This is a genomic window from Bacillus sp. RC242 (genome assembly GCF_044908245.1).
Lineage (GTDB): Bacteria > Bacillota > Bacilli > Bacillales > Bacillaceae_G > Bacillus_A > Bacillus_A mycoides.
Genome location: NZ_JBIYCZ010000010.1, coordinates 1 through 20,740, shown reverse-complemented (window position 1 = coordinate 20,740; position 20,740 = coordinate 1). Strand labels below are relative to the sequence as shown.

The 20,740-nt window shown below is 34.6% G+C and carries 17 protein-coding genes and 2 pseudogenes; 14 read left to right on the top strand and 5 right to left on the bottom strand.

Annotated elements, in window-relative coordinates; genetic code table 11:
* Positions 1-54: 54 nt before the first annotated feature.
* Entirely contained in the window at positions 55-333 is a 279-nt protein-coding gene (locus ABH957_RS18470) for a hypothetical protein (RefSeq protein WP_404442884.1), read from the bottom strand.
* 238 nt (positions 334-571) lie between these two features.
* On the opposite strand from ABH957_RS18470, the pseudogene ABH957_RS18465 reads away from it, so the two are divergent.
* The 8 genes and pseudogenes from ABH957_RS18465 (at position 572) to ABH957_RS18430 (ending at position 10,275) form a co-directional block, all read left to right on the top strand.
* Positions 572-1,717: pseudogene (locus ABH957_RS18465) on the top strand (MFS transporter).
* Between the two features lie 15 nt (positions 1,718-1,732).
* Positions 1,733-2,004 (top strand): annotated as a pseudogene (locus tag ABH957_RS18460) (HesB/YadR/YfhF family protein).
* A 415-nt stretch (positions 2,005-2,419) separates the two neighbouring features.
* Entirely contained in the window at positions 2,420-3,541 is a 1,122-nt protein-coding gene (gene mmgD / locus ABH957_RS18455) for a citrate synthase (RefSeq protein ID WP_002127276.1), read from the top strand.
* A gap of 98 nt (positions 3,542-3,639) precedes the next feature.
* The gene (gene prpD, locus ABH957_RS18450; protein ID WP_002085755.1) at positions 3,640-5,076 is read left to right on the top strand and encodes a 2-methylcitrate dehydratase; all 1,437 of its coding nucleotides are present in this window, start codon (positions 3,640-3,642) and stop codon (positions 5,074-5,076) included.
* Positions 5,077-5,094: 18 nt separating this feature from the next.
* Positions 5,095-6,003, top strand: coding sequence for a methylisocitrate lyase (gene prpB / locus ABH957_RS18445; protein ID WP_404511979.1), 909 nt, complete (start codon positions 5,095-5,097; stop codon positions 6,001-6,003).
* A 155-nt stretch (positions 6,004-6,158) separates the two neighbouring features.
* Positions 6,159-7,868, top strand: a complete 1,710-nt coding sequence (locus ABH957_RS18440; RefSeq protein WP_404455121.1) for an acyl-CoA dehydrogenase family protein — start codon at positions 6,159-6,161, stop codon at positions 7,866-7,868.
* 16 nt (positions 7,869-7,884) lie between these two features.
* Positions 7,885-8,775 (top strand): NAD(P)-dependent oxidoreductase, encoded by an 891-nt coding sequence (locus ABH957_RS18435; protein WP_404511977.1) that lies wholly within the window; start codon positions 7,885-7,887, stop codon positions 8,773-8,775.
* Between the two features lie 39 nt (positions 8,776-8,814).
* Entirely contained in the window at positions 8,815-10,275 is a 1,461-nt protein-coding gene (locus ABH957_RS18430) for a CoA-acylating methylmalonate-semialdehyde dehydrogenase (protein WP_404511975.1), read from the top strand.
* A gap of 106 nt (positions 10,276-10,381) precedes the next feature.
* Here the strand turns inward: ABH957_RS18430 and ABH957_RS18425 are convergent, their stop codons facing one another.
* Together ABH957_RS18425 and ABH957_RS18420 are read right to left on the bottom strand one after the other, a co-directional pair.
* Positions 10,382-11,014: a LysE family translocator gene (locus tag ABH957_RS18425; RefSeq protein ID WP_404443325.1), complete on the bottom strand. Its 633-nt coding sequence runs from the start codon at positions 11,012-11,014 to the stop codon at positions 10,382-10,384.
* Between the two features lie 159 nt (positions 11,015-11,173).
* Entirely contained in the window at positions 11,174-12,226 is a 1,053-nt protein-coding gene (locus ABH957_RS18420; RefSeq protein ID WP_404511973.1) for an enoyl-CoA hydratase/isomerase family protein, read from the bottom strand.
* 350 nt (positions 12,227-12,576) lie between these two features.
* On the opposite strand from ABH957_RS18420, the gene ABH957_RS18415 reads away from it, so the two are divergent.
* The 4 genes from ABH957_RS18415 to ABH957_RS18400 all read left to right on the top strand — a co-directional run bounded on the left by ABH957_RS18415 (position 12,577) and on the right by ABH957_RS18400 (position 17,517).
* The gene (locus ABH957_RS18415) at positions 12,577-12,834 is read left to right on the top strand and encodes a hypothetical protein (RefSeq protein ID WP_002012747.1); all 258 of its coding nucleotides are present in this window, start codon (positions 12,577-12,579) and stop codon (positions 12,832-12,834) included.
* A gap of 184 nt (positions 12,835-13,018) precedes the next feature.
* Entirely contained in the window at positions 13,019-13,258 is a 240-nt protein-coding gene (locus tag ABH957_RS18410; protein WP_002085739.1) for a DUF2584 family protein, read from the top strand.
* A gap of 15 nt (positions 13,259-13,273) precedes the next feature.
* The gene (locus ABH957_RS18405; protein WP_404511971.1) at positions 13,274-14,431 is read left to right on the top strand and encodes an exonuclease SbcCD subunit D; all 1,158 of its coding nucleotides are present in this window, start codon (positions 13,274-13,276) and stop codon (positions 14,429-14,431) included.
* On the top strand, positions 14,428-17,517 hold the full coding sequence (locus ABH957_RS18400; protein ID WP_404511969.1) for an AAA family ATPase: 3,090 nt from the start codon (positions 14,428-14,430) through the stop codon (positions 17,515-17,517). The genes ABH957_RS18405 and ABH957_RS18400 overlap by 4 nt, the downstream gene beginning before the upstream one ends.
* A gap of 123 nt (positions 17,518-17,640) precedes the next feature.
* On the opposite strand, the gene ABH957_RS18395 is transcribed toward ABH957_RS18400, so the two are convergent.
* Complete coding sequence (locus ABH957_RS18395) at positions 17,641-17,814, bottom strand: hypothetical protein (protein WP_001142748.1); 174 nt, start codon at positions 17,812-17,814, stop codon at positions 17,641-17,643.
* 335 nt (positions 17,815-18,149) lie between these two features.
* On the opposite strand from ABH957_RS18395, the gene ABH957_RS18390 reads away from it, so the two are divergent.
* The gene (locus ABH957_RS18390; protein ID WP_097832019.1) at positions 18,150-18,449 is read left to right on the top strand and encodes an ArsR/SmtB family transcription factor; all 300 of its coding nucleotides are present in this window, start codon (positions 18,150-18,152) and stop codon (positions 18,447-18,449) included.
* Positions 18,450-18,507: 58 nt separating this feature from the next.
* Here the strand turns inward: ABH957_RS18390 and ABH957_RS18385 are convergent, their stop codons facing one another.
* Positions 18,508-18,693, bottom strand: a complete 186-nt coding sequence (locus ABH957_RS18385) for a YkvS family protein (RefSeq protein WP_002012762.1) — start codon at positions 18,691-18,693, stop codon at positions 18,508-18,510.
* Between the two features lie 694 nt (positions 18,694-19,387).
* Here ABH957_RS18385 and ABH957_RS18380 point away from each other — a divergent pair.
* Positions 19,388-20,590 (top strand): L-lactate MFS transporter, encoded by a 1,203-nt coding sequence (locus ABH957_RS18380; protein ID WP_113937825.1) that lies wholly within the window; start codon positions 19,388-19,390, stop codon positions 20,588-20,590.
* The last annotated feature ends 150 nt before the right edge of the window (positions 20,591-20,740 follow it).

Here is a 20,740-nt window from a genome sequence, read left to right as displayed (position 1 = left end):
CCGGGAAAAACGGTTTCTTTGGTGCTTTTTGTATTATAAAGAGTAATATTATTTTTAAATATTAAAAGTACCATAGAAATTTTGAAAGTAAATTGATGGGAAATGATAAAAAATTTGAGTTGGCGGTATTGGATAACTAGGGCCATAAAAAGTAGTACTACTCGGGTGTGTACCATGATGCCAAAATGAAGGGGTGACTTGGTCAGTCGATTGATATTGTTGCCAAGCGGCAGGAAGTTCGATACCAACATCAGAACTAGCTGTATGAACGGTAGGAACATGTATTGAGGGAGCTGCTGGGACAACGGCGGTTATTCTTGGTGATACCCACATGAAAACGATCACTCCTAAGTTTCAATGATAAAGTAGTATATTCTTTTAATGCTTATAAAGGTACATACAGATAGGATTTTCGGTTAAAACATACGTACAAAGTCGTAAGACCAATGTGAATTGATGGTGGACCATTTATTACGAAAAGATACGCCTATTAGCGGAGGGAAAAGGAATATGAAACATATATAATGGATGTGTTAATCGTAATATTTTACGTGTTTATGGAGGGATTTTAATGGAACGATTATGGACGAAATCATTTATTCAAATGACTATCGCGATGTTATTTTTATTTACAGGGTTTTATTTACTTGTTCCAACGCTCCCGCTCTTTATTAAAGAGATTGGTGGAAATGAATCACAAGTTGGGCTGATGATGGGAATGTTTACGATAGCCGCAGTTGTAATACGACCTATTATTGGAGGTATGTTAGATCAATATGGTAGAAGATCTTTTATTATTTTCGGACTCATCTTTTTTGGAATAACGATGTATTCGTATAATTTAGCATCAACTATTGTCCTTTTAGCTGTTTTACGCGTTATTCACGGAGTGACGTGGGCTGTTTCTACAACAGCAGTTGGAACAGCGATAACTGATATTATTCCAGATTCACGTCGTGGTGAAGGGATGGGCTGGTATGGCATGGCGATGACAATCGCGATGGCAATTGGCCCGATGATTGGATTATGGGTTGTACAAAATTATTCATTTCATGGTCTATTCTTGTGAGCAACTCTTTTATCCTTTATGGCAGTCGTATTATCGTTAATAACGAAAATGCCATTCACGCCACAAAAAGAAAAAGGGAAAATTCAGCTGTTTGAAAAATCCGTTTTATCAATAACGGTTGTTGTTTTCTTTTTATCATTTGCATATGGAGGAATAACAACATTTTTACCGTTATTCGCGTCATCAATTGATGTGAATCCTGGGACATTCTTTCTTGTATATGCAATTGCTTTAACAATTGTACGACCTATTTCAGGAAAACTATTAGATAAGTATGGAGAAGTTTTTATCATACTGCCAACATTATGTATTACTATTTTAGCGATAGTTGTACTAACGATTTCAAATGGTTTGATAGGTGTAATGATTGCGGCGGCATTATATGGTGTTGGATTTGGTTCAGCACAGCCCACTTTACAAGCAGCGATGCTGACAATTGTTGATCCTAGTAAAAGAGGAATTGCTAACGCTTCATTCTTTACTGCATTTGATTTAGGGATTGGATTAGGTGCGATTTTACTTGGAGTTGTTTCACAAATGTTTGGTTACCGTATTTTATTCGCAGGTAGTGCAATTTCAGGATTAATAGCTTTAATTATATTTGTCATTTTTGTAAAACAACGATTAGGCAAAAAAGATTTTGCGTAAACAGGAAGAGCGAAGATGAAAATTTCAATTGAACATGATGCTCGACGATGCTTTAAGGAAGAATTGCGTATAAAGCATGATGAATCTATTTGATGTATTGTAAGGTACGGAGGAAATAGCTCAATTCAGCCCGGATATTCTTTAGGGATTGTTTCTGAGAAACCAGTTCGGGAAATAGTGCCAGTTGAGAAAGACGGTAGTTTATTTTTATAGATTTTGAGGATCTTTCGTACTTTCAAAACTATGAATTAGTTGTAAGCTATCGTAAAGAAACGGAAGAAATTTAATTTAATTATGTAAAATAATAATTTTATTAAAAATAAATAAATTTTATATAAGAATTATATTTATGGGAATATGAAATAAATATTATAAAAAACCGAGCTGTGCATGAGTGCAGCTCGGTTTTTTATGTTTGTTGAAGAAAAAGGGATTAAAGGTATATTTAGTGGGATTATATGGATAATTGTTATATTTCGTTTTAAAAAATTGTAAAAGGATGTCTGTCCTTTCTTTATAAAAGATGAAAGTTATTTTTGAAAAATTGTATTATTACATCGGTAAAAGTATAGGAAACTTATCATTGTAAAATAAATTGAAATCTTCTAAAAACTCTGATACATTGAAATAGAAATGTAGTTTCATATTATTGTAAAGGCTTACAGTTATGTGCACGAAGATCTATTAGGATTGGAGGAAATAATGATGAAAGCTGAAGAAAAATTTTCCCCGGGATTAGATGGTGTAGTAGCAGCGGAAACGAAAATTTCGTTTCTTGACACAGTAAAAGGTGAAATTGTAATTCAAGGGTATGATTTAATCGAACTCTCAAAAACAAAAGAGTATTTAGACATTGTGCACCTTTTATTAGAAGAACGTTTACCGAATGAGGATGAGAAAGCAACAATTGAAAAGAAATTAAAAGAAGAATATGCAGTGCCAGAAGGTGTATTCAATGTTCTAAAGGCATTGCCTAAGGAAACGCATCCTATGGATGGGCTACGTACAGGCGTGTCTGCATTAGCTGGTTACGATAGTGATATCGAAAACCGCTCGTTAGAAGTGAATAAAAGTCGAGGATACAAGCTTTTAAGTAAAGTGCCAAATATTGTAGCGAATAGCTACCATATTTTAAATAATGAGGAACCAATTGAGCCTCTTCAAGAATTGTCATATAGTGCGAATTTCTTCTATATGTTAACTGGAAAGAAACCAACTGAACTTGAAGAGAAAATCTTTGATCGTTCCCTTGTTTTATATAGTGAACATGAAATGCCAAACTCTACATTTACAGCACGCGTTATTGCATCAACGCAATCCGACTTATACGGCGCTTTAACAGGAGCAGTTGCATCCTTAAAAGGAAGTCTTCATGGCGGTGCGAATGAAGCGGTTATGTACATGCTTTTAGAAGCTGGTAATGTTGAGAAATTTGAAGAGTTATTACAGAAGAAACTATATAACAAAGAAAAAATTATGGGCTTTGGACACCGTGTTTATATGAAAAAGATGGATCCAAGAGCACTTATGATGAAGGAAGCATTAAAGCAGTTATGTGATGTGAAAGGCGATTATACACTATATGAAATGTGTGAAGCTGGAGAAAAAATTATGGAGAAGGAAAAAGGAATTTATCCGAATCTTGATTATTATGCTGCTCCAGTATATTGGATGCTTGGTATTCCAATTCAACTTTACACACCAATCTTCTTTAGTTCTAGAACAGTAGGGCTATGTGCACACGTAATTGAGCAACATGCGAACAATCGTTTGTTTCGTCCACGTGTAAATTATATTGGCGAGCGACATGCATTTAGTAAATAAAAACAACTGGGGAGTTGTTAGCGCCGCCCGCCAGATGGGTGTTTGACCGACACCCATCATTAATAATAACGAATTTTCGACAGAAAGGGAAGAATAGCATGATTAAAACAAATGAAATTAAACAAAAAGATGCATTATTAGAAGAAATTACGGACTATGTATTAAATAAAGAGGTTACAAGTGCAGAGGCATTCAGTACGGCTCGCTACGTATTACTTGATACACTTGGATGTGGAATTTTAGCACTACAATACCCAGAGTGTACGAAATTATTAGGACCAGTTGTACCAGGAACAATCGTGCCAAATGGTACACGTGTACCAGGAACATCTTATGTGCTAGATCCAGTAAAAGGCGCATTTAATATCGGATGTATGATCCGTTGGTTAGACTATAACGATACTTGGCTTGCAGCAGAGTGGGGACATCCATCTGATAACTTAGGCGGAATTTTAGCAGTTGCAGATTATATTAGCCGCGTTCGTATTTCAGAAGGAAAAGAACCATTAAAAGTACGTGAAGTACTAGAAATGATGATTAAAGCACATGAAATTCAAGGTGTACTTGCTTTAGAAAACAGCTTAAACCGTGTTGGTCTTGACCATGTATTATACGTAAAAGTAGCAACAACTGCAGTAGTTGCGAAAATGCTTGGCGGAACGCGTGAAGAAATCTTTAATGCATTATCACATGCTTGGATTGATAATTCTAGTCTTCGTACATATCGTCATGCTCCAAATACTGGTTCACGTAAATCATGGGCAGCAGGAGATGCGACGAGCCGCGGTGTTCATCTTGCAATGACTGCTCTAAAAGGTGAAATGGGTTACCCAACAGCATTATCTGCGCCAGGATGGGGATTCCAAGATGTATTATTTAATAAACAGGAATTAAAATTAGCAAGACCGCTAGAATCTTATGTAATGGAAAATGTATTATTCAAAGTGTCATTCCCAGCAGAATTCCATGCACAAACAGCTGCAGAATGTGCTGTGAAATTACATCCGGAACTTAAAGAAAGATTAGATGAAATTGATCGTATTACAATTACAACTCATGAGTCAGCAATTCGTATTATCGATAAAGAAGGTCCATTAAATAACCCAGCTGATCGCGATCATTGCTTACAATACATTACTGCAATAGGTTTATTAAAAGGAGATATCGTTGCGGATGATTATGAGGATGTAGTAGCGAATGATCCACGTGTAGATGAATTACGTAATAAGATGGTTGTTGTTGAAAACAAACAGTACAGTTTAGATTACCTTGACCCGAACAAGCGCTCAATCGCCAACGCTGTTCAAGTTCATTTTAAAGATGGTACTGTAACAGAAAATGTGGAATGTGAATACCCACTTGGCCACCGTTTCCGTAGAGACGAAGCAATTCCAAAAGTTGTTCGGAAATTCACTGCAAATATGGCAGGTCATTATTCTAGTAAGCAACAAGAAAAAATCCATGAAGCTTGTCTAAATGAAGAAAAACTAGAAAATATGAATGTAAACGAATTTGTAGATCTATTCTTAATTTAATAATAGGGGGAATTTATAATGGCTTGGGTTGTGAATAAACAGTCAACACAAGAGGAGCTTGCGAATCGCTTCCGAGCTTTAGTAGAAGCAAATGAAATTTTGCAAATTCCAGGTGCTCATGATGCAATGGCGGCTCTTGTTGCGAAAAATACAGGTTTTTCAGCTCTATATTTATCGGGAGCTGCTTACACTGCAAGTAAAGGTCTACCAGATTTAGGTATCGTGACATCTACTGAAGTAGCTGAAAGAGCAAGAGATCTAATTAGAGCTACAGATTTACCAGTTCTTGTTGATATTGATACAGGATTTGGTGGAGTACTAAACGTAGCGAGAACAGCTGTAGAAATGGTAGAAGCGAAAGTAGCGGCTGTTCAAATTGAAGATCAACAATTACCAAAGAAATGTGGACATTTAAACGGTAAGAAACTTGTTACTACAGAAGAATTAGTTCAAAAAATTAAAGCGATTAAAGAAGTTGCGCCAGGTTTATATATTGTAGCACGCACAGATGCTCGCGGCGTGGAAGGATTAGATGCAGCGATTGAAAGAGCGAATGCATATGTAAAAGCAGGGGCAGATGCAATATTCCCAGAAGCGCTTCAATCGGAAGAAGAATTCCGTTTATTTACTAGCAAAGTGAATGCACCGTTACTAGCAAATATGACTGAGTTCGGAAAAACACCATATTATAGTGCAGAGGAATTTGCGAATATGGGCTTCCAAATGGTAATTTATCCTGTAACTTCACTTCGTGTTGCTGCAAAAGCATATGAGAATGTGTTTACGCTAATTAAGGAAACAGGTTCTCAAAAAGATGCACTTTCTAATATGCAAACGAGAAGTGAATTATATGAAACAATTTCATATCATGACTTTGAAGAGTTAGATACTGGAATTGCAAAAACAGTATTATCTGAAGATCAATAGGTAGAAGGATTTAGGCGATGAAAATACATCTTTGGCAAAACGAACTGCTTGATGTGAAAAATCATCGCCTTCTGTTTTCAATAATAAGATATTCCACTCATCGTAGACGAGCATATGCAAAGAGCAACGAAGGCCGAAATGATAGGGGGATTCAGATGGAGAAAACGAAGTTACCATGGGATGAATTTTTTTCACTCAATAAAGATGTGAATAATACTTTCTTTACACCAGAAGATTTTTCAGGGGATGAAGATTTAATTGCAAAAACGACAGAACAATTCGTTAAACAAGAAATTGTCCCGCAAATTGAGAATATTGAACAACATAACTATAAAGTTTCTCGTCAATTATTTGAGAAAGCTGGGGAACTTGGATTATTAGGCATTGAGGTACCAGAAGATTATGGCGGATTCGAGTTAGGAAAGGCTGTCTCAGGTCTTGTAGCAGAGAAAATGGGTTACGCTGGTGCATTTAGCGTTTCTTTTAATATACATGCCGGTGTAGGTACATTGCCTTACATATATTATGGAACGAAAGTACAGAAAGAAAAATATTTACCGAAAATCGCATCGGGAGAATGGATTGGGGCTTATGCTTTAACGGAGCCAAATGCTGGTTCTGATGCATTAAGTGCAAAAACGAGTGCAGTATTGAATGAAGAGGGTACTGCTTGGAAGTTGAATGGTGAGAAGCAGTGGATTACAAATGCTCATATGGCAGATGTATACGTTGTTTTTGCGAAGACAAATAAAGGAATGACAGCGTTTATTGTCGAAAGAACATGTGAAGGTGTATCAATAGGATTAGAAGAAAAGAAGATGGGGATTAAAGGTTCTTCAACAGCGACGCTTATTTTAGAAGATGTTGTCATCCCCGCTGAAAATATTTTAGGGGAAGTTGGGAAAGGGCATCACGTAGCTCTTAATATCCTTAACTTCGCTAGACTAAAACTTGCTTTTGGAAATATTGGAACAGCAAAACAAGCAATCGGTTTATCAGTTCAATATGGAAAAGAGCGAAAACAGTTCCAAACGGAATTAGTAGATTTTACGATGATTCAAGAGAAAATTGCCAATATGATTATTTCTACATATGGAGCAGAAAGTGCAGCTTACCGTACAGCGGGTGTAATTGATGAAGCAATTCATGAGAGTGATGAAGATCTTATGAAAAAAATGTCCCAATTTGCAATTGAATGTGCACTGAATAAAGTAAACGCTTCTGAAACGCTTGCCTATATCGTAGATGAAGCTGTACAAATTCATGGTGGTTACGGTTATATGCAAGAATACGAAGTAGAACGATTATATCGTGATGCTAGAATTAGTCGTATTTTTGAAGGAACGAATGAAATTAATAGATTAACAGTTGCAAAAATGTTAATGAAGCAAATCGAGAAAATAGAAGATGCTGAAGTAGAAATTGATGTAGCAAATGTAGAAAGAAACCATCGTTACATTTTATTAGCGAAAAAATTGTTGAAACAATCTTTGAAAACGCTCTCTAAAACTCCAGGAATAAAAATTGAGCAAGAGCAAGAATATTCACGCGTATTATCAAATATGTTGACGGACGTGTACGTCATGGAATCAGCATTTTTACGTACGAGGAAAGCAGTTAGTAAAAATGGTGAGGAAAAAGAGCGTACGAAACAAATGATAACAGATGTTATTTGTGAAGAAGGATATCGTAAAGTAGAAGAATCCGCGATTTCCATTCTTTCAGCAGCTGTCACAGAAGAACAAAATAGACAAGAAATATTAGCTGAAATCCGTCAATTATTAGTGCCTTTATACTCAAACTTATTTACGAAAAAGAGAGATATTGCGAAAGTTATTATAAATCGCGGGAAATATATTGTGTAAATAGGAGGAAAGCGATATGAAAAAGATTGGTTTTATCGGTTTAGGTAACATGGGTCTTCCAATGTCTAAAAATTTAGTTAAATCTAGCTACACAGTATATGGAGTGGACTTGAATAAAGAGGCGGAAGCTTCCTTTGAAAAAGAAGGAGGAATTATCGGCCTATCAATCTCAAAACTAGCAGAGACATGCGATGTGATTTTTACAAGTTTGCCTTCACCGCGTGCTGTGGAAGCGGTATATTTTGGGGAAGAAGGATTATTTGAAAATAGCCACGCGAATGTAGCTTTAATTGATACAAGTACAGTATCTCCACAATTAAACAAACAATTAGAGGAATCTGCGAAGGAAAAGAAAGTAGACTTTTTAGCAGCACCTGTTAGCGGTGGGGTAATTGGTGCAGAAAACCGTACATTAACGTTTATGGTTGGTGGATCGAAAGAAGTATATGAGAAAACTGAATCTGTCATGGAAGTGCTTGGAGCGAATGTTTTCCATGTTAGTGAGCAGATTGATAGTGGTACAACTGTTAAATTAATTAACAATCTATTAATTGGTTTTTATACAGCTGGTGTGAGCGAAGCTTTAACATTAGCGAAAAAGAACAATATGGATTTAGATAAAATGTTTGATATTTTAAATGTAAGTTACGGTCAAAGTAGAATTTATGAGCGTAATTATAAAAGTTTCATTGCATCAGAAAATTATGAGCCAGGCTTTACTGTAAATTTATTAAAGAAAGATTTAGGATTTGCAGTAGATTTAGCTAAAGAAAGTGAACTTCACTTACCAGTAAGTGAGATGCTATTAAACGTATATGAAGAAGCGAGTGAGGCAGGATATGGTGAAAACGATATGGCTGCTTTATATAAGAAAGTTAGCGAACAATTAATTTCTAATCAAAAATAGTGCACTTATAAAAACCATGATAAAAAAGGAGAGAATATAATGATTACAACTGAAATTAAACGAGTGAAAAATCATATTAATGGCGAATGGGTAGAATCTACTGGTACGGAAGTAGAAGCGGTTCCGAATCCGGCAACCGGAAAAATCATCGCTTACGTTCCACTTTCTCCAAAAGAAGATGTTGAAAAAGCTGTTGAAGCGGCAAAAGAGGCATACAAAACATGGTCTAAAGTGCCAGTTCCAAATCGTTCAAGACAACTATACAAATATCTACAACTGTTACAAGAAAATAAAGAAGAGCTTGCAAAAATCATTACGCTAGAAAACGGTAAAACGCTAACGGATGCAACTGGTGAAGTACAGCGTGGTATTGAAGCGGTAGAACTTGCAACATCAGCACCAAATTTAATGATGGGACAAGCTCTTCCGAATATTGCTAGTGGAATTGATGGATCGATTTGGCGCTACCCAATCGGAGTTGTTGCTGGTATTACACCGTTTAACTTCCCGATGATGATTCCATTATGGATGTTCCCACTTGCAATTGCTTGCGGTAATACATTTGTATTAAAAACATCTGAAAGAACGCCACTTTTAGCTGAGCGACTTGTAGAGTTATTCTATGAAGCTGGTTTTCCAAAAGGGGTATTAAATTTAGTACAAGGCGGAAAAGATGTTGTAAATAGTATTTTAGAAAATAAAGATATTCAAGCAGTTTCGTTTGTTGGCTCTGAGCCAGTGGCACGCTACGTATATGAAACTGGTACAAAAAATGGTAAACGTGTACAAGCGTTAGCAGGTGCGAAAAACCATGCGATTGTAATGCCAGATTGCAACCTTGAGAAAACAGTACAAGGTGTAATTGGGTCTGCGTTTGCAAGTAGTGGAGAGCGCTGCATGGCATGTTCAGTAGTAGCGGTAGTTGATGAAATTGCTGATGAATTCATTGATGTATTAGTAGCGGAAACGAAGAAGTTAAAAGTAGGTGACGGTTTCAACGAAGATAATTATGTTGGACCATTAATCCGTGAATCTCATAAAGAACGTGTTTTAGGCTATATTAATAGTGGTGTAGCAGATGGAGCAACTTTACTAGTAGATGGCCGTAAAATCAATGAAGAAGTTGGAGAAGGTTACTTTGTTGGTGCAACAATCTTTGATGGTGTAAATCAAGAAATGAAAATTTGGCAAGATGAAATTTTCGCTCCGGTATTAAGTATTGTAAGAGTAAAAGATTTAGAAGAAGGTATTAAGCTGACAAATCAATCGAAATTTGCGAATGGTGCTGTTATTTATACATCAAATGGAAAACATGCACAAACATTCCGAGACAATATTGATGCTGGTATGATTGGTGTAAACGTTAATGTTCCAGCACCAATGGCATTCTTCGCATTTGCAGGAAACAAAGCTTCATTCTTTGGAGATCTTGGTACAAATGGTACGGATGGCGTTCAATTTTATACACGTAAAAAAGTTGTAACTGAGCGCTGGTTTTAATAAAGTGAAATGATAATGAGTGGGGTGCATTCCCACTCATTATCAAAATAATACAAACGAAAATACACTACTCATAATGAAGTAGTGTATTTTCGTTTGTATTGTGTTAACTATTTCTTTCAAAGGCTAATTTAATACCAAACCCAATTAAGACGATTCCTGTAATCCCTTGAATATAACGCTGTGTCTTCGGTTTTTTCATAAAAGCACTAATTTTATCAATTAAAAATATATAAAAAGCAAACCAAATGACTGTTAAAATGAGATAAGTAAGTCCCATAACGAGAAGTTGTATAAATGTATTATGATTTGGATTTAAAAACTGTGGTAAAAAAGTTAAAAAGAAGACTGCAACCTTAGGGTTTAGTAAATTTGTAAGAAACCCTTGGCGAAAGCAAGAAGTATGTTTATTATCATTATTTATTGGAATGTCATCTGTATTTAAGTCTTCTGTGTTTCTTACTGCTAAAAGGGCTTTAATACCAATATAGACTAAATATACAGCACCAACATATTTAAAAATAGAAAATAAAAGAGCAGACTTTACAATAAGTGCTGAAAGACCAATTACAGCAGCTAAAGTGTGAATTAAAAGCGCAACACAAGTACCAAAAACAGTTTTTACGCCGCCGATTTTGCCGGCAATCAATGTGTTTTTCGTAGCCATTGCTGTATCAGGACCGGGTAGAATAATAAGACATATAGACATAATAATAAACAGAAAAAAATTTTCCATAATGTTATCCGCCTTCCTTTGTTGTTTTTAGAAAATTCGATTAACGTTAGTTTAACATACATTTTAGTTAAATAAAATTAAATTATATTTAAAATTATTTAACTAAAAAGAAGAGGCCATATAGAGTAGCTGAGAGTGTGCTACAATATATGGCCTCTTTGTTTAAGCGTTAAGTAACTTAAAGAATCGATTTACATCTTCTTCTGAAACATCACTTAATTGTTTATATTTATAATTTGGATTTTGGTCTTTATCAACTACAACGGAGCGTACTCCTTCAAAGAAATCTTCATGTCGCATGAAGTTTTTAGCGAGTATAAGATCTGTCGCGAAACATTCTTCAACTGACTTTTCTTGGCCATCAATAAACTGTTTTAATGTTACCTTTAATGAAACAGGGGATTTGGATAATAGCTTTTCTTTCGTTGTTTGGGCAAATGGACTTTGATCTTTCTCTAACGATTGAATGATTCCCTCAATTGTATCGAATGCAAAATGCGAATTAATTTCTTCTACTGAAGAAGAAAGATTGCCATCTAAGTTTGGAGCAGTTGCAAATGTACGAATAACTTCTTTTAAATGAGTATGTACATCTTCTTTTTTCCAATTTACATTTTCAAGTGCGGTAAGGAAATTGGGTAATGAATCTGATGTCATAAAGTAATCAGCAGCGTTAATATATAATACATCAGGAGCTTTTAAAATAGATGCCGTTAAAGCAACATATCGACCAGTATATCCAGGCGCTTTATTTAAGAAATAAGCAGCACCGACATCAGGGAAGAAACCGATGTTCATTTCAGGCATTGCCCACTTCGTACGCTCTGTTACAATTCGATACGTCGCTCCATTTGTCAGACCGACACCACCGCCCATTACAATTCCATCTAAACAAGCGATAATTGGTTTTTTGTATTGATAAATAAATGTATCAATTTCATATTCTTCTTCAAAAAACTGCTCTGCATGTTGTAATGCAACTTCGTTAGAACGTGCTTCGTATAGCGTTTTAATATCACCACCTGCACAAAAACCTTTCGTCCCAGCTCCTTTTAAAACGATGAGTTCAATACGCTCATCTTGCTCCCACTCTTTAAGTTTTTTCCCAATTGGTTGTAACATGTCATAGGATAAAGAATTAAGTGCTTTTGGACGGTTTAAAGTAATAGATGCAACGCCGTTTTCGCTAACAGAAAATAAAACGTGTTCAGTCATTATAAATCCTCCCTTACTTATCTTTCTATTCTTATTTCTTGATACATGCTGAAATGTCCTCTATAATTTTTGTCTAAATTAGGTGCTTAGTGTTAGTATTTATCGCATATTTTGACGAGTTATATTTGCAGGATTTCAGAGAATGAAGAGGAATATTACAACATTACTGTAAGTGCTATTATTTGAAAATGTCGTGTTGAAGGCGCTATTATATGTATAACTTATATTGAGTTAGTATACGTGGCGTAAATTAAAGAGTGGATGTAGAAAAACTTAAAAGGCTGAATTATCTAACTTTTAAAGAGCGCGGGGTTTGTATATAATTAGAAATAGAGAAAGGAGAGATCGGAATGCCAGGACCTTTACTATTGTCGGTTATTATTTTGTCATCTCTTATGGTAGGAATTACACAGTATTTTCATCATACAGATACGACAGAAGAAGTGAAGGCTAAGGTACGTCTCGTGTTTCCGATTTTTATAATATCTATTTCCATATGCTTTTTATTAAATAAAGATGGGTATGTTGTGGCCGTATTTGCGTTTTTTGTAGCGATTGTCTTAATAACTGTATTGTACTACGTTATGAAAGAGTACTTACAAAAATAAGGATGCCTGAAAGGGCATTTTTATTTTTGTAGATTAATAATTTCACATACCGTATTTCATATAAAAAAACATAAAATATTTATAATTAAAAAAGTATGTACATCGCGGTGTATTTACTTGTCAATCTTGCATGACCACTATACTATTAAAATGTAGAAATTAGAAAAAAGGGGTTGTATCTAGCATGAAATTTGAGATGCATACAAAAATTATTTCAAATGAAAAAGAAGTAAGATTACATATAGAAGATAATTTATTTCAATTAATTTTAGATGGTTATCATCTATTTACTATTCAAGAAATATTGCCTTTATATAAATCAAACGAAGAAAGAATCGGTAGTGCAATTGTCCAAAAGTTAGAATGGGAGAACGGAAAAACTACACTAAACTATCAGCTTGTTTCACTACAATCAGTAAACTAAAAGGAGAAGGGTAATATGAAGTTTTTTCATACAGCGGATTGGCATTTAGGTAAGCTTGTTCATGGTGTATATATGACTGAAGATCAAAAAATTGTGTTAGATCAGTTTGTACAAGCTGTTGAAGAGGAAAAACCGGATGCTGTAATTATTGCAGGAGATTTATATGACCGAGCAATTCCACCTACAGAAGCAGTAGACTTATTAAATGCTGTATTACAAAAGATAGTTATTGATTTACAAACACCAATAATCGCAGTTGCAGGAAACCACGATAGTCCGGACCGCATACATTTTGGTAGTAATTTAATGAAAAAACAAGGATTACATATTGTTGGACAATTCCAGTTTCCATACAATCCTGTTGTTTTAAATGATGAATACGGAGAGGTTCATTTCCATCTCGTTCCGTATGCAGATCCAAGTATTGTTAGACATATATTGAAAAATGAAGATGTTCGTTCTCATGATGATGCGATGCGTATTTTTATGAACGAACTCTCTGAAACGATGGATAAAGAAGCGAGACACATATTTGTAGGACATGCATTTGTAACTTCTTCAGGAGAGGCAGAGGAAAATACGAGTGATGCGGAACGACCACTTTCAATTGGTGGTGCTGAATATGTAAATAGCCATTATTTTGATAAGTTTCATTACACGGCGCTTGGCCATTTACATCAAGCGCATTTTGTACGTAATGAGACAATTCGTTATTCAGGTTCACCACTTGCATATTCTATTTCTGAAGAAAAGCATAAAAAAGGATATTATATTGTGGAACTGGATGAAAAAGGTGAAACAACAATTGAAAAACGTTTACTTACACCACGTCGTAAAATGCGTACAGTAGAAGCGAAAATAGACGATTTATTGCTTCATCCAGTGAGTGAAGATTATGTGTTTGTGAAATTATTAGATGAAAATCCTGTCTTGCAGCCAATGGAAAAAATACGTTCTGTATACCCAAATGCAATGCATGTTGAAAGATCTATTCAAAGACGAGAGTTCACAGATGAAAATGAAGTAACTGTTTCAAGACATAAAACGGATGATTTATCTCTTTTAAAAGCATTTTATAAAGAAATGAAAGGGCTAGATTTATCAGAAGAGAAAGAACGTCTATTTTTAGATGTTTTGCAAACAGTGCAAGAACGGGAAGGTGAGCGAGGATGAGACCGATTCAGCTTATAATGACCGCGTTTGGTCCATATAAACAGAAAGAAGTAATCGATTTTAAAGATCTTGGTGAGCATCGTATTTTCGCTATTTCTGGAAATACAGGAGCTGGAAAGACAACGATTTTTGATGCGATTTGTTATGTATTATATGGAGAGGCTAGTGGAGAAGAGCGCAGTGATACAAACATGCTTCGTAGCCAATTTGCTGATGATGATGTTTATACAAGTGTGGAATTAACTTTTCAATTAAAAGGAAAAAGTTATGAAATTAAACGACAACTGGGCCATAAAAAACAAGGAAATAAAACAATTACAGGACATGCAGTCGAATTATATGAAGTAATTGATGAGGAAAAAGTTCCATGTGTCGATCGTTTTCATGTAACGGATGTAAATAAAAAAGTTGAAGATTTAATTGGATTAAGTAAACATCAATTTAGCCAAATTGTCATGTTACCGCAAGGAGAGTTCCGAAAATTATTAACATCTGAAACGGAAAATAAAGAAGAAATACTACGCCGCATTTTTAAAACAGATCGTTATAAATTAATGCGTGAGATATTAGATCAAAAGCGTAAACAATGGAAAGACGTCTTACAAGAAAAACAAAAAGAACGTGAGCTATATTTCCGTAATGTATTTAAATTACCAATACGTGATGGGGCATTATTAGAGACATTAGTGGAGCAAGAGCATGTAAATACACATCAAGTAGTAGAGGCATTAAAACAAGAAACAATTTGGTACAATGCAGAGGTTGAGCAATTACACTTAGAACAAAATGACAAAACGAAACAATTAAAAGAAGCAGAGGCACGTTTTCATGCAGCAAAAGCTGTAAATGAGAAATTCAAAGATTTAGAACAAAAGAATGAGAAGTACAGTATTTTACAAGAAAACCGTGCCTTAATCGAAATGAAAGAAAAATCTTTTAAACATGCGGAACAGGCGAAGCGATTATTACCATTTGAGCAATGGTATGAGGAAGCGATGCAATATGAACAGCAGTCTGAAAGTTTGTTAAAACAGATAATCGCAAAAAAAGAGCATATAATGAACAGTTTTGCACTTGCTCAAGAGAAATATGAAGCATTAAAGAATAAGGCATCCGAGCGAGAAAATGCTAAAAAACAAGTTCAAAGACTAGAAGAGTTACAGCCAATTATTGCATCATTAGCTGAGAAAAAGTTAAATTTGCAAAATGCTGAAATTCAAATAGGAAAATTAAAAGAAGGTATGCAAAAGTTAGATGAACAACTAGAAGCGCATAAAAATGAAAAACAAAGAATGTCTGGCGAATTACAGCAATTAGAAGCAGCGCTTGAACAATATGTAGCTAAAGTAGAAGAACTAACGAATATGCGAGAAGATGCAAAAGTATTAAAGCAGGCATATGATGTATGGCAAGAAAAACAAAAATACGAGCTAGAAAAAGAAAGTGCGTTTCATAAGATGCAACAGGCAGTTAGTACATATGAAAATATGGAACGCCGCTGGTTAAGTGAACAAGCTGGTATATTAGCTCTTCATTTACATAATGGTGAATCTTGTCCTGTATGTGGTAGTATGGACCACCCGAAAAAAGCTACAGAGCAAAGTAATGCAATTGATGAAAAAGAGTTAAATGAGCTAAGAGAAAAGAAAAATATTGCGGAAAAATTACATGTTCAATTAGAAGAAAAGTGGAATTTCTATCGAGTTCAATATGAACAAGTGATAGAAGAAGTGCTAAAGCGAGGCTATCGCTCAGAAGAATTAGTAGAAACATATAGTGCGCTCGTTCAAAAAGGAAAGCAATTAGCAGCAGAAGTTAATGCGTTAAAAGCAAGTGAAGAAACGCGTAAGCAAATTGCTGTGAATATAAAAAGCGTAGAAGAAAAAGTAGAAGAACTCCAGAAACAAAAGCGTGAAGTAGAAACTGTGCAGCACCGTACTGAAATGGAGTGTATGCAGCTTCGTACGTCATATGAACATGATAAGCAAAATATTCCGGAAAGCTTGCAAACGGTACAAGCTTGGAAAGTACAGTTTGACCAAGCTCTGCAAGAACTTAGGTTAATGGAAGATGAATGGGAGAAAGTACAAGAGGCGTATCAACATTGGAAAAATGAAAATATACGTATTCAAGCAGAACATGATAATGCTTCTAATCAATTTAATAGTGCAAAAGAGAAGAAAGAAGAGACGTTCACACGCTTTATGAAAGAGCTAGAACAAAGCGGATTTACAGATCAATTAACATATAAAGAATCCAAATTAAATGATGCTGAGATGGATAAGTTACAACAAGAAATTCAAAGTTATTACTCATCTCTAGAAGTACTTACAAAACAAATTGAAGAATTAAAAGCAGACTTAAAAGATAAAGAGTATATGGACATTTCTTCATTAGATGAGCAAGTGAAAGAATTGGAAATTAACCTTGATATTATTAAAGAAAAACGACAACGTACTCAAAACGCCGTATCATATATTACGGATTTACATGAAAATATTAAACGAATTGATGAACAAATTCATGAGGAAGAAAAAGCATTCCAAGAACTTGTTGATTTATATGAAGTAATGAAAGGGGATAACGATAGTCGTATATCCTTTGAACGTTACATCTTAATTGAGTATTTAGAACAAATTGTTCAAATTGCGAACGAACGACTACGTAAATTATCAAATGGACAATTTTATTTAAAACGAAGCGAACGAGTTGAAAAGAGGAATCGACAAAGTGGATTAGGATTAGATGTATATGATGCATATACAGGTCAAACCCGAGATGTAAAAACATTATCTGGCGGTGAAAAATTTAACGCATCACTTTGCTTAGCGCTTGGAATGGCAGATGTAATTCAAGCGTATGAGGGTGGTATTTCCATCGAAACGATGTTTATCGATGAAGGATTCGGCTCATTAGATGAAGAGTCATTAACGAAAGCAGTCGACGCCCTAATCGACTTGCAAAAATCAGGCCGATTTATCGGTGTAATTTCACACGTTCAAGAACTGAAAAACGCAATGCCAGCTGTATTAGAAGTAACGAAGCAGAAGGATGGGTGTAGTCAGACGAGATTTGTGGTGAAGTAAGTTCAATTATAATTCATGCTCAAAGTATTGTTTGCAATTTTCTAGTATAGAACTTACGAAAAAACAAATGCCGCCTCATTATAGAGATGGCATTTGTTTTTTATTCAAAACTACATAATTCACCTACGAGTTATCTGTAGAAGGCGGTGTATTTTCTAAGCGATTATAGGTTTTAAAGGCCGAAATTGCTGATATAACACCACCTACTAGAAATAAAGCTGATCCGCCGACCAATATGATACGACTGACATATGTTTCGCGCGCTTCTTCAACTTCTTCTTGTAACATTGTTGGCATTTGAATTCCCCCTAAACAACATTTCTTTTGTAGATAGTATATACAAATGCCTAAAATATGTTAAAATCACTGGATAGTATTATGAGGAAGTATATAGTTAGATGTGAATTGTTTGAAAAATCTTCATTATAAATTTATGCTAACTTCACATAGAGCACAAATTGAAATTGTATTATGTATATGTACCAAATAGATGAAATTGTATAGTATTGCTGTTTTTAAATAATCAAAATCCTATTATTTCTATATAAGGGTCTTAATTGTATATTAGAGATAATATTTTATTTAGAAGCAGATTTTAATAAAAAGGAATTCAAATAAAAGGGGAATGTCTTATGACAACATATACGAGCGAGATAAAAAAAAGTTTAGTAACTGAAGAAGATGTGGATATTTTAAAAATAATGGCACATCCAATACGATTACAAATTGTAAATGAATTAAGTGCACGCAAAACTTGTAATGTAACACAATTAACAGAAATATTAAATATTCCTCAATCGACTGTTTCGCAGCATTTATCAAAAATGAAAGGTAAAGTGCTAAGAGCTGAGAGAAGAGGGTTAGAAATTTATTATTATATTAATAATTTAAAAGCAAGCAAGATTGTTAGTGTTTTAGGATATATAAATTAATGAATTGTTATTATACAAAATAGCCTCCGCTGTTAAGCAGGGGCTATTTTGTATTGTTTTATTTATTTGCATTTAAAATTTTATAGTTTTTATGATTTACAATTGTTCGGTCAAATTCAAAAGTACCACCGCTTACATCTGTAACTTCAACTAAGACCGATTCAGTGTATAGTTTTAGTACAGATGCTGTGATCTTTAAGTTATTTCGTTGAAATAGTATAGTATCGCCTACGTTTGCTTTCATAGTACCTCCTTATAAAAGTCAGAAATGTTTGTTTATTATATATATTAAACCACGTATAGATATATTAGTGAATGTTTAGTTTTATTTATCAATAAAATATTTGTTGTTTAATAAAAATTAAAGTGCAACATTATGTAAATGAATTATATATTTTCTGTTTTTATGTAGAAAATTGTAAAAAAATGTTGTAATTTTGTATGTTCCGTTAGAAAAACAAGATATACGGAAGTGGAAGTGGTGGGATTTTTGATTACAAGCATTGTAACGAGAAGCCAGATTACAAGACTATTAAATGATTTGTATTAAGAAATATAGACGCAACATGTTATAAAGCTGGAGAGTTAAAAAGAATATGGTGTTTTTTTGTTTGTATAGGATAATCAAAATTTTGAAGTCCAGCCATGGTGTAACAGGGCGCATAACTTTGTATAAAAGAGGATATGAAAACACACATAAGTCGTATTGATGTAAAACATTATAAAAACTACTACGTATTTAACAAGTAGTTTTTTGTATTTCACCCTTCGTTTTCTGTAACTGATTCCATATTTTTGACGCTCCGTCTTGTAAGTGCTTACATGAGCGAAAACATCCTATACAATGAAGTTGTTAAGTCGAATGAGGTGGCGAAAATAAAAATAAAAAAAGCATATTTAGCGAATAGCATTGAAATAGAAAGAGGAGGCGGAATGATATGAAAAAATCAAATGTTAATCCATGGCTTGTTGTCCTTGGCACAGTCATAGTACAAATGGGACTTGGGACGATATATACATGGAGTTTATTCAATCAGCCTTTAGTTAGTAAATATGGTTGGAGTCTAAACGCTGTTGCTATAACTTTCTCAATTACTAGTCTTTCCTTAGCGTTTTCAACTTTATTTGCGAGTAAATTGCAAGAAAAGTGGGGACTTCGAAAACTTATTATGATAGCTGGACTAGCATTAGGACTAGGATTAATACTTAGTTCACAAGCTTCCTCATTAATATTGCTTTATGTACTAGCAGGGGTTGTTGTAGGTTATGCAGATGGTACAGCATATATCACTTCATTATCCAATTTAATAAAGTGGTTTCCAAAGCGTAAAGGTTTAATTGCTGGTATTTCTGTCTCTGCATATGGTTCGGGTAGCTTAATTTTTAAATATATTAACGCACAGTTAATTGAATCAGTTGGTGTATCACAAGCGTTTATATACTGGGGGTTAATTGTTACAGCTATGATTGTCCTTGGCGCTTGTTTAATCCATCAAGCTGCAGATCAAGGAGCAGTTCATGAAACAAAAACTCAGGAATATACAACGAAAGAAATGTTAGGCACAAAACAAGTATACTTATTATTTATTATGTTATTTACATCATGTATGAGTGGCTTATACTTAATTGGTATGGTAAAAGACATTGGTGTTCAACTTGTAGGGCTTAGCGCAGCGACAGCAGCTAATGCGGTGGCTATGGTTGCAATCTTCAATACATTAGGTCGTATTATTTTAGGACCGTTATCAGATAAAATCGGCCGTTTAAAAATCGTTACTGGTACATTTGTTGCTATGGCAGCTTCAGTCTTGGTTTTAAGTTTCGTAGATTTAAATTATGGTATCTACTTCGTATGTGTAGCAAGTGTAGCGTTTTGCTTTGGTGGAAATATCACTATTTTCCCAGCTATCGTTGGTGATTTCTACGGTATGAAAAACCATAGTAAAAACTACGGAATTGTGTATCAAGGATTTGGATTTGGAGCGCTCGCTGGTTCCTTTATCGGTGCAGTTCTAGGTGGATTCAAACCAACTTTCATGGTGATCGGCGTATTATGTGTCGTATCATTTATTATCGCACTTTTAATCCAAGTGCCTAAGCAGAAAAAAGAAAAAGAAGAAGAGTATCGCAGTGTAGCGTAAGTATATAAATCTTCTTTAACACTATGTTTACTAAAAAGCACCCTATTTAATGAAGTGAAGTGAACCCGAATAGTGGTACATGAAAAAAACACCTCCTGAATTCGCATACTAAGTATGCAAATTCAATGGAGGTGTTTTTCGTTTGAAGAC

What these genes read in the sequence shown, in the direction of transcription:
- ABH957_RS18440 (WP_404455121.1), top strand. Translation starts at nt 6,159, where the DNA reads ATGGAGAAAACGAAGTTACCATGGGATGAATTTTTTTCACTCAATAAA.
- ABH957_RS18380 (WP_113937825.1), top strand. Translation starts at nt 19,388, where the DNA reads ATGAAAAAATCAAATGTTAATCCATGGCTTGTTGTCCTTGGCACAGTC.
- ABH957_RS18420 (WP_404511973.1), bottom strand. Translation starts at nt 12,226, where the DNA reads ATGACTGAACACGTTTTATTTTCTGTTAGCGAAAACGGCGTTGCATCT.
- ABH957_RS18415 (WP_002012747.1), top strand. Translation starts at nt 12,577, where the DNA reads ATGCCAGGACCTTTACTATTGTCGGTTATTATTTTGTCATCTCTTATG.
- ABH957_RS18405 (WP_404511971.1), top strand. Translation starts at nt 13,274, where the DNA reads ATGAAGTTTTTTCATACAGCGGATTGGCATTTAGGTAAGCTTGTTCAT.
- ABH957_RS18395 (WP_001142748.1), bottom strand. Translation starts at nt 17,814, where the DNA reads ATGCCAACAATGTTACAAGAAGAAGTTGAAGAAGCGCGCGAAACATAT.
- prpD (WP_002085755.1), top strand. Translation starts at nt 3,640, where the DNA reads ATGATTAAAACAAATGAAATTAAACAAAAAGATGCATTATTAGAAGAA.
- ABH957_RS18410 (WP_002085739.1), top strand. Translation starts at nt 13,019, where the DNA reads ATGAAATTTGAGATGCATACAAAAATTATTTCAAATGAAAAAGAAGTA.
- ABH957_RS18470 (WP_404442884.1), bottom strand. Translation starts at nt 333, where the DNA reads ATGTGGGTATCACCAAGAATAACCGCCGTTGTCCCAGCAGCTCCCTCA.
- ABH957_RS18385 (WP_002012762.1), bottom strand. Translation starts at nt 18,693, where the DNA reads ATGAAAGCAAACGTAGGCGATACTATACTATTTCAACGAAATAACTTA.
- ABH957_RS18430 (WP_404511975.1), top strand. Translation starts at nt 8,815, where the DNA reads ATGATTACAACTGAAATTAAACGAGTGAAAAATCATATTAATGGCGAA.
- ABH957_RS18390 (WP_097832019.1), top strand. Translation starts at nt 18,150, where the DNA reads ATGACAACATATACGAGCGAGATAAAAAAAAGTTTAGTAACTGAAGAA.
- prpB (WP_404511979.1), top strand. Translation starts at nt 5,095, where the DNA reads ATGGCTTGGGTTGTGAATAAACAGTCAACACAAGAGGAGCTTGCGAAT.
- mmgD (WP_002127276.1), top strand. Translation starts at nt 2,420, where the DNA reads ATGATGAAAGCTGAAGAAAAATTTTCCCCGGGATTAGATGGTGTAGTA.
- ABH957_RS18435 (WP_404511977.1), top strand. Translation starts at nt 7,885, where the DNA reads ATGAAAAAGATTGGTTTTATCGGTTTAGGTAACATGGGTCTTCCAATG.
- ABH957_RS18400 (WP_404511969.1), top strand. Translation starts at nt 14,428, where the DNA reads ATGAGACCGATTCAGCTTATAATGACCGCGTTTGGTCCATATAAACAG.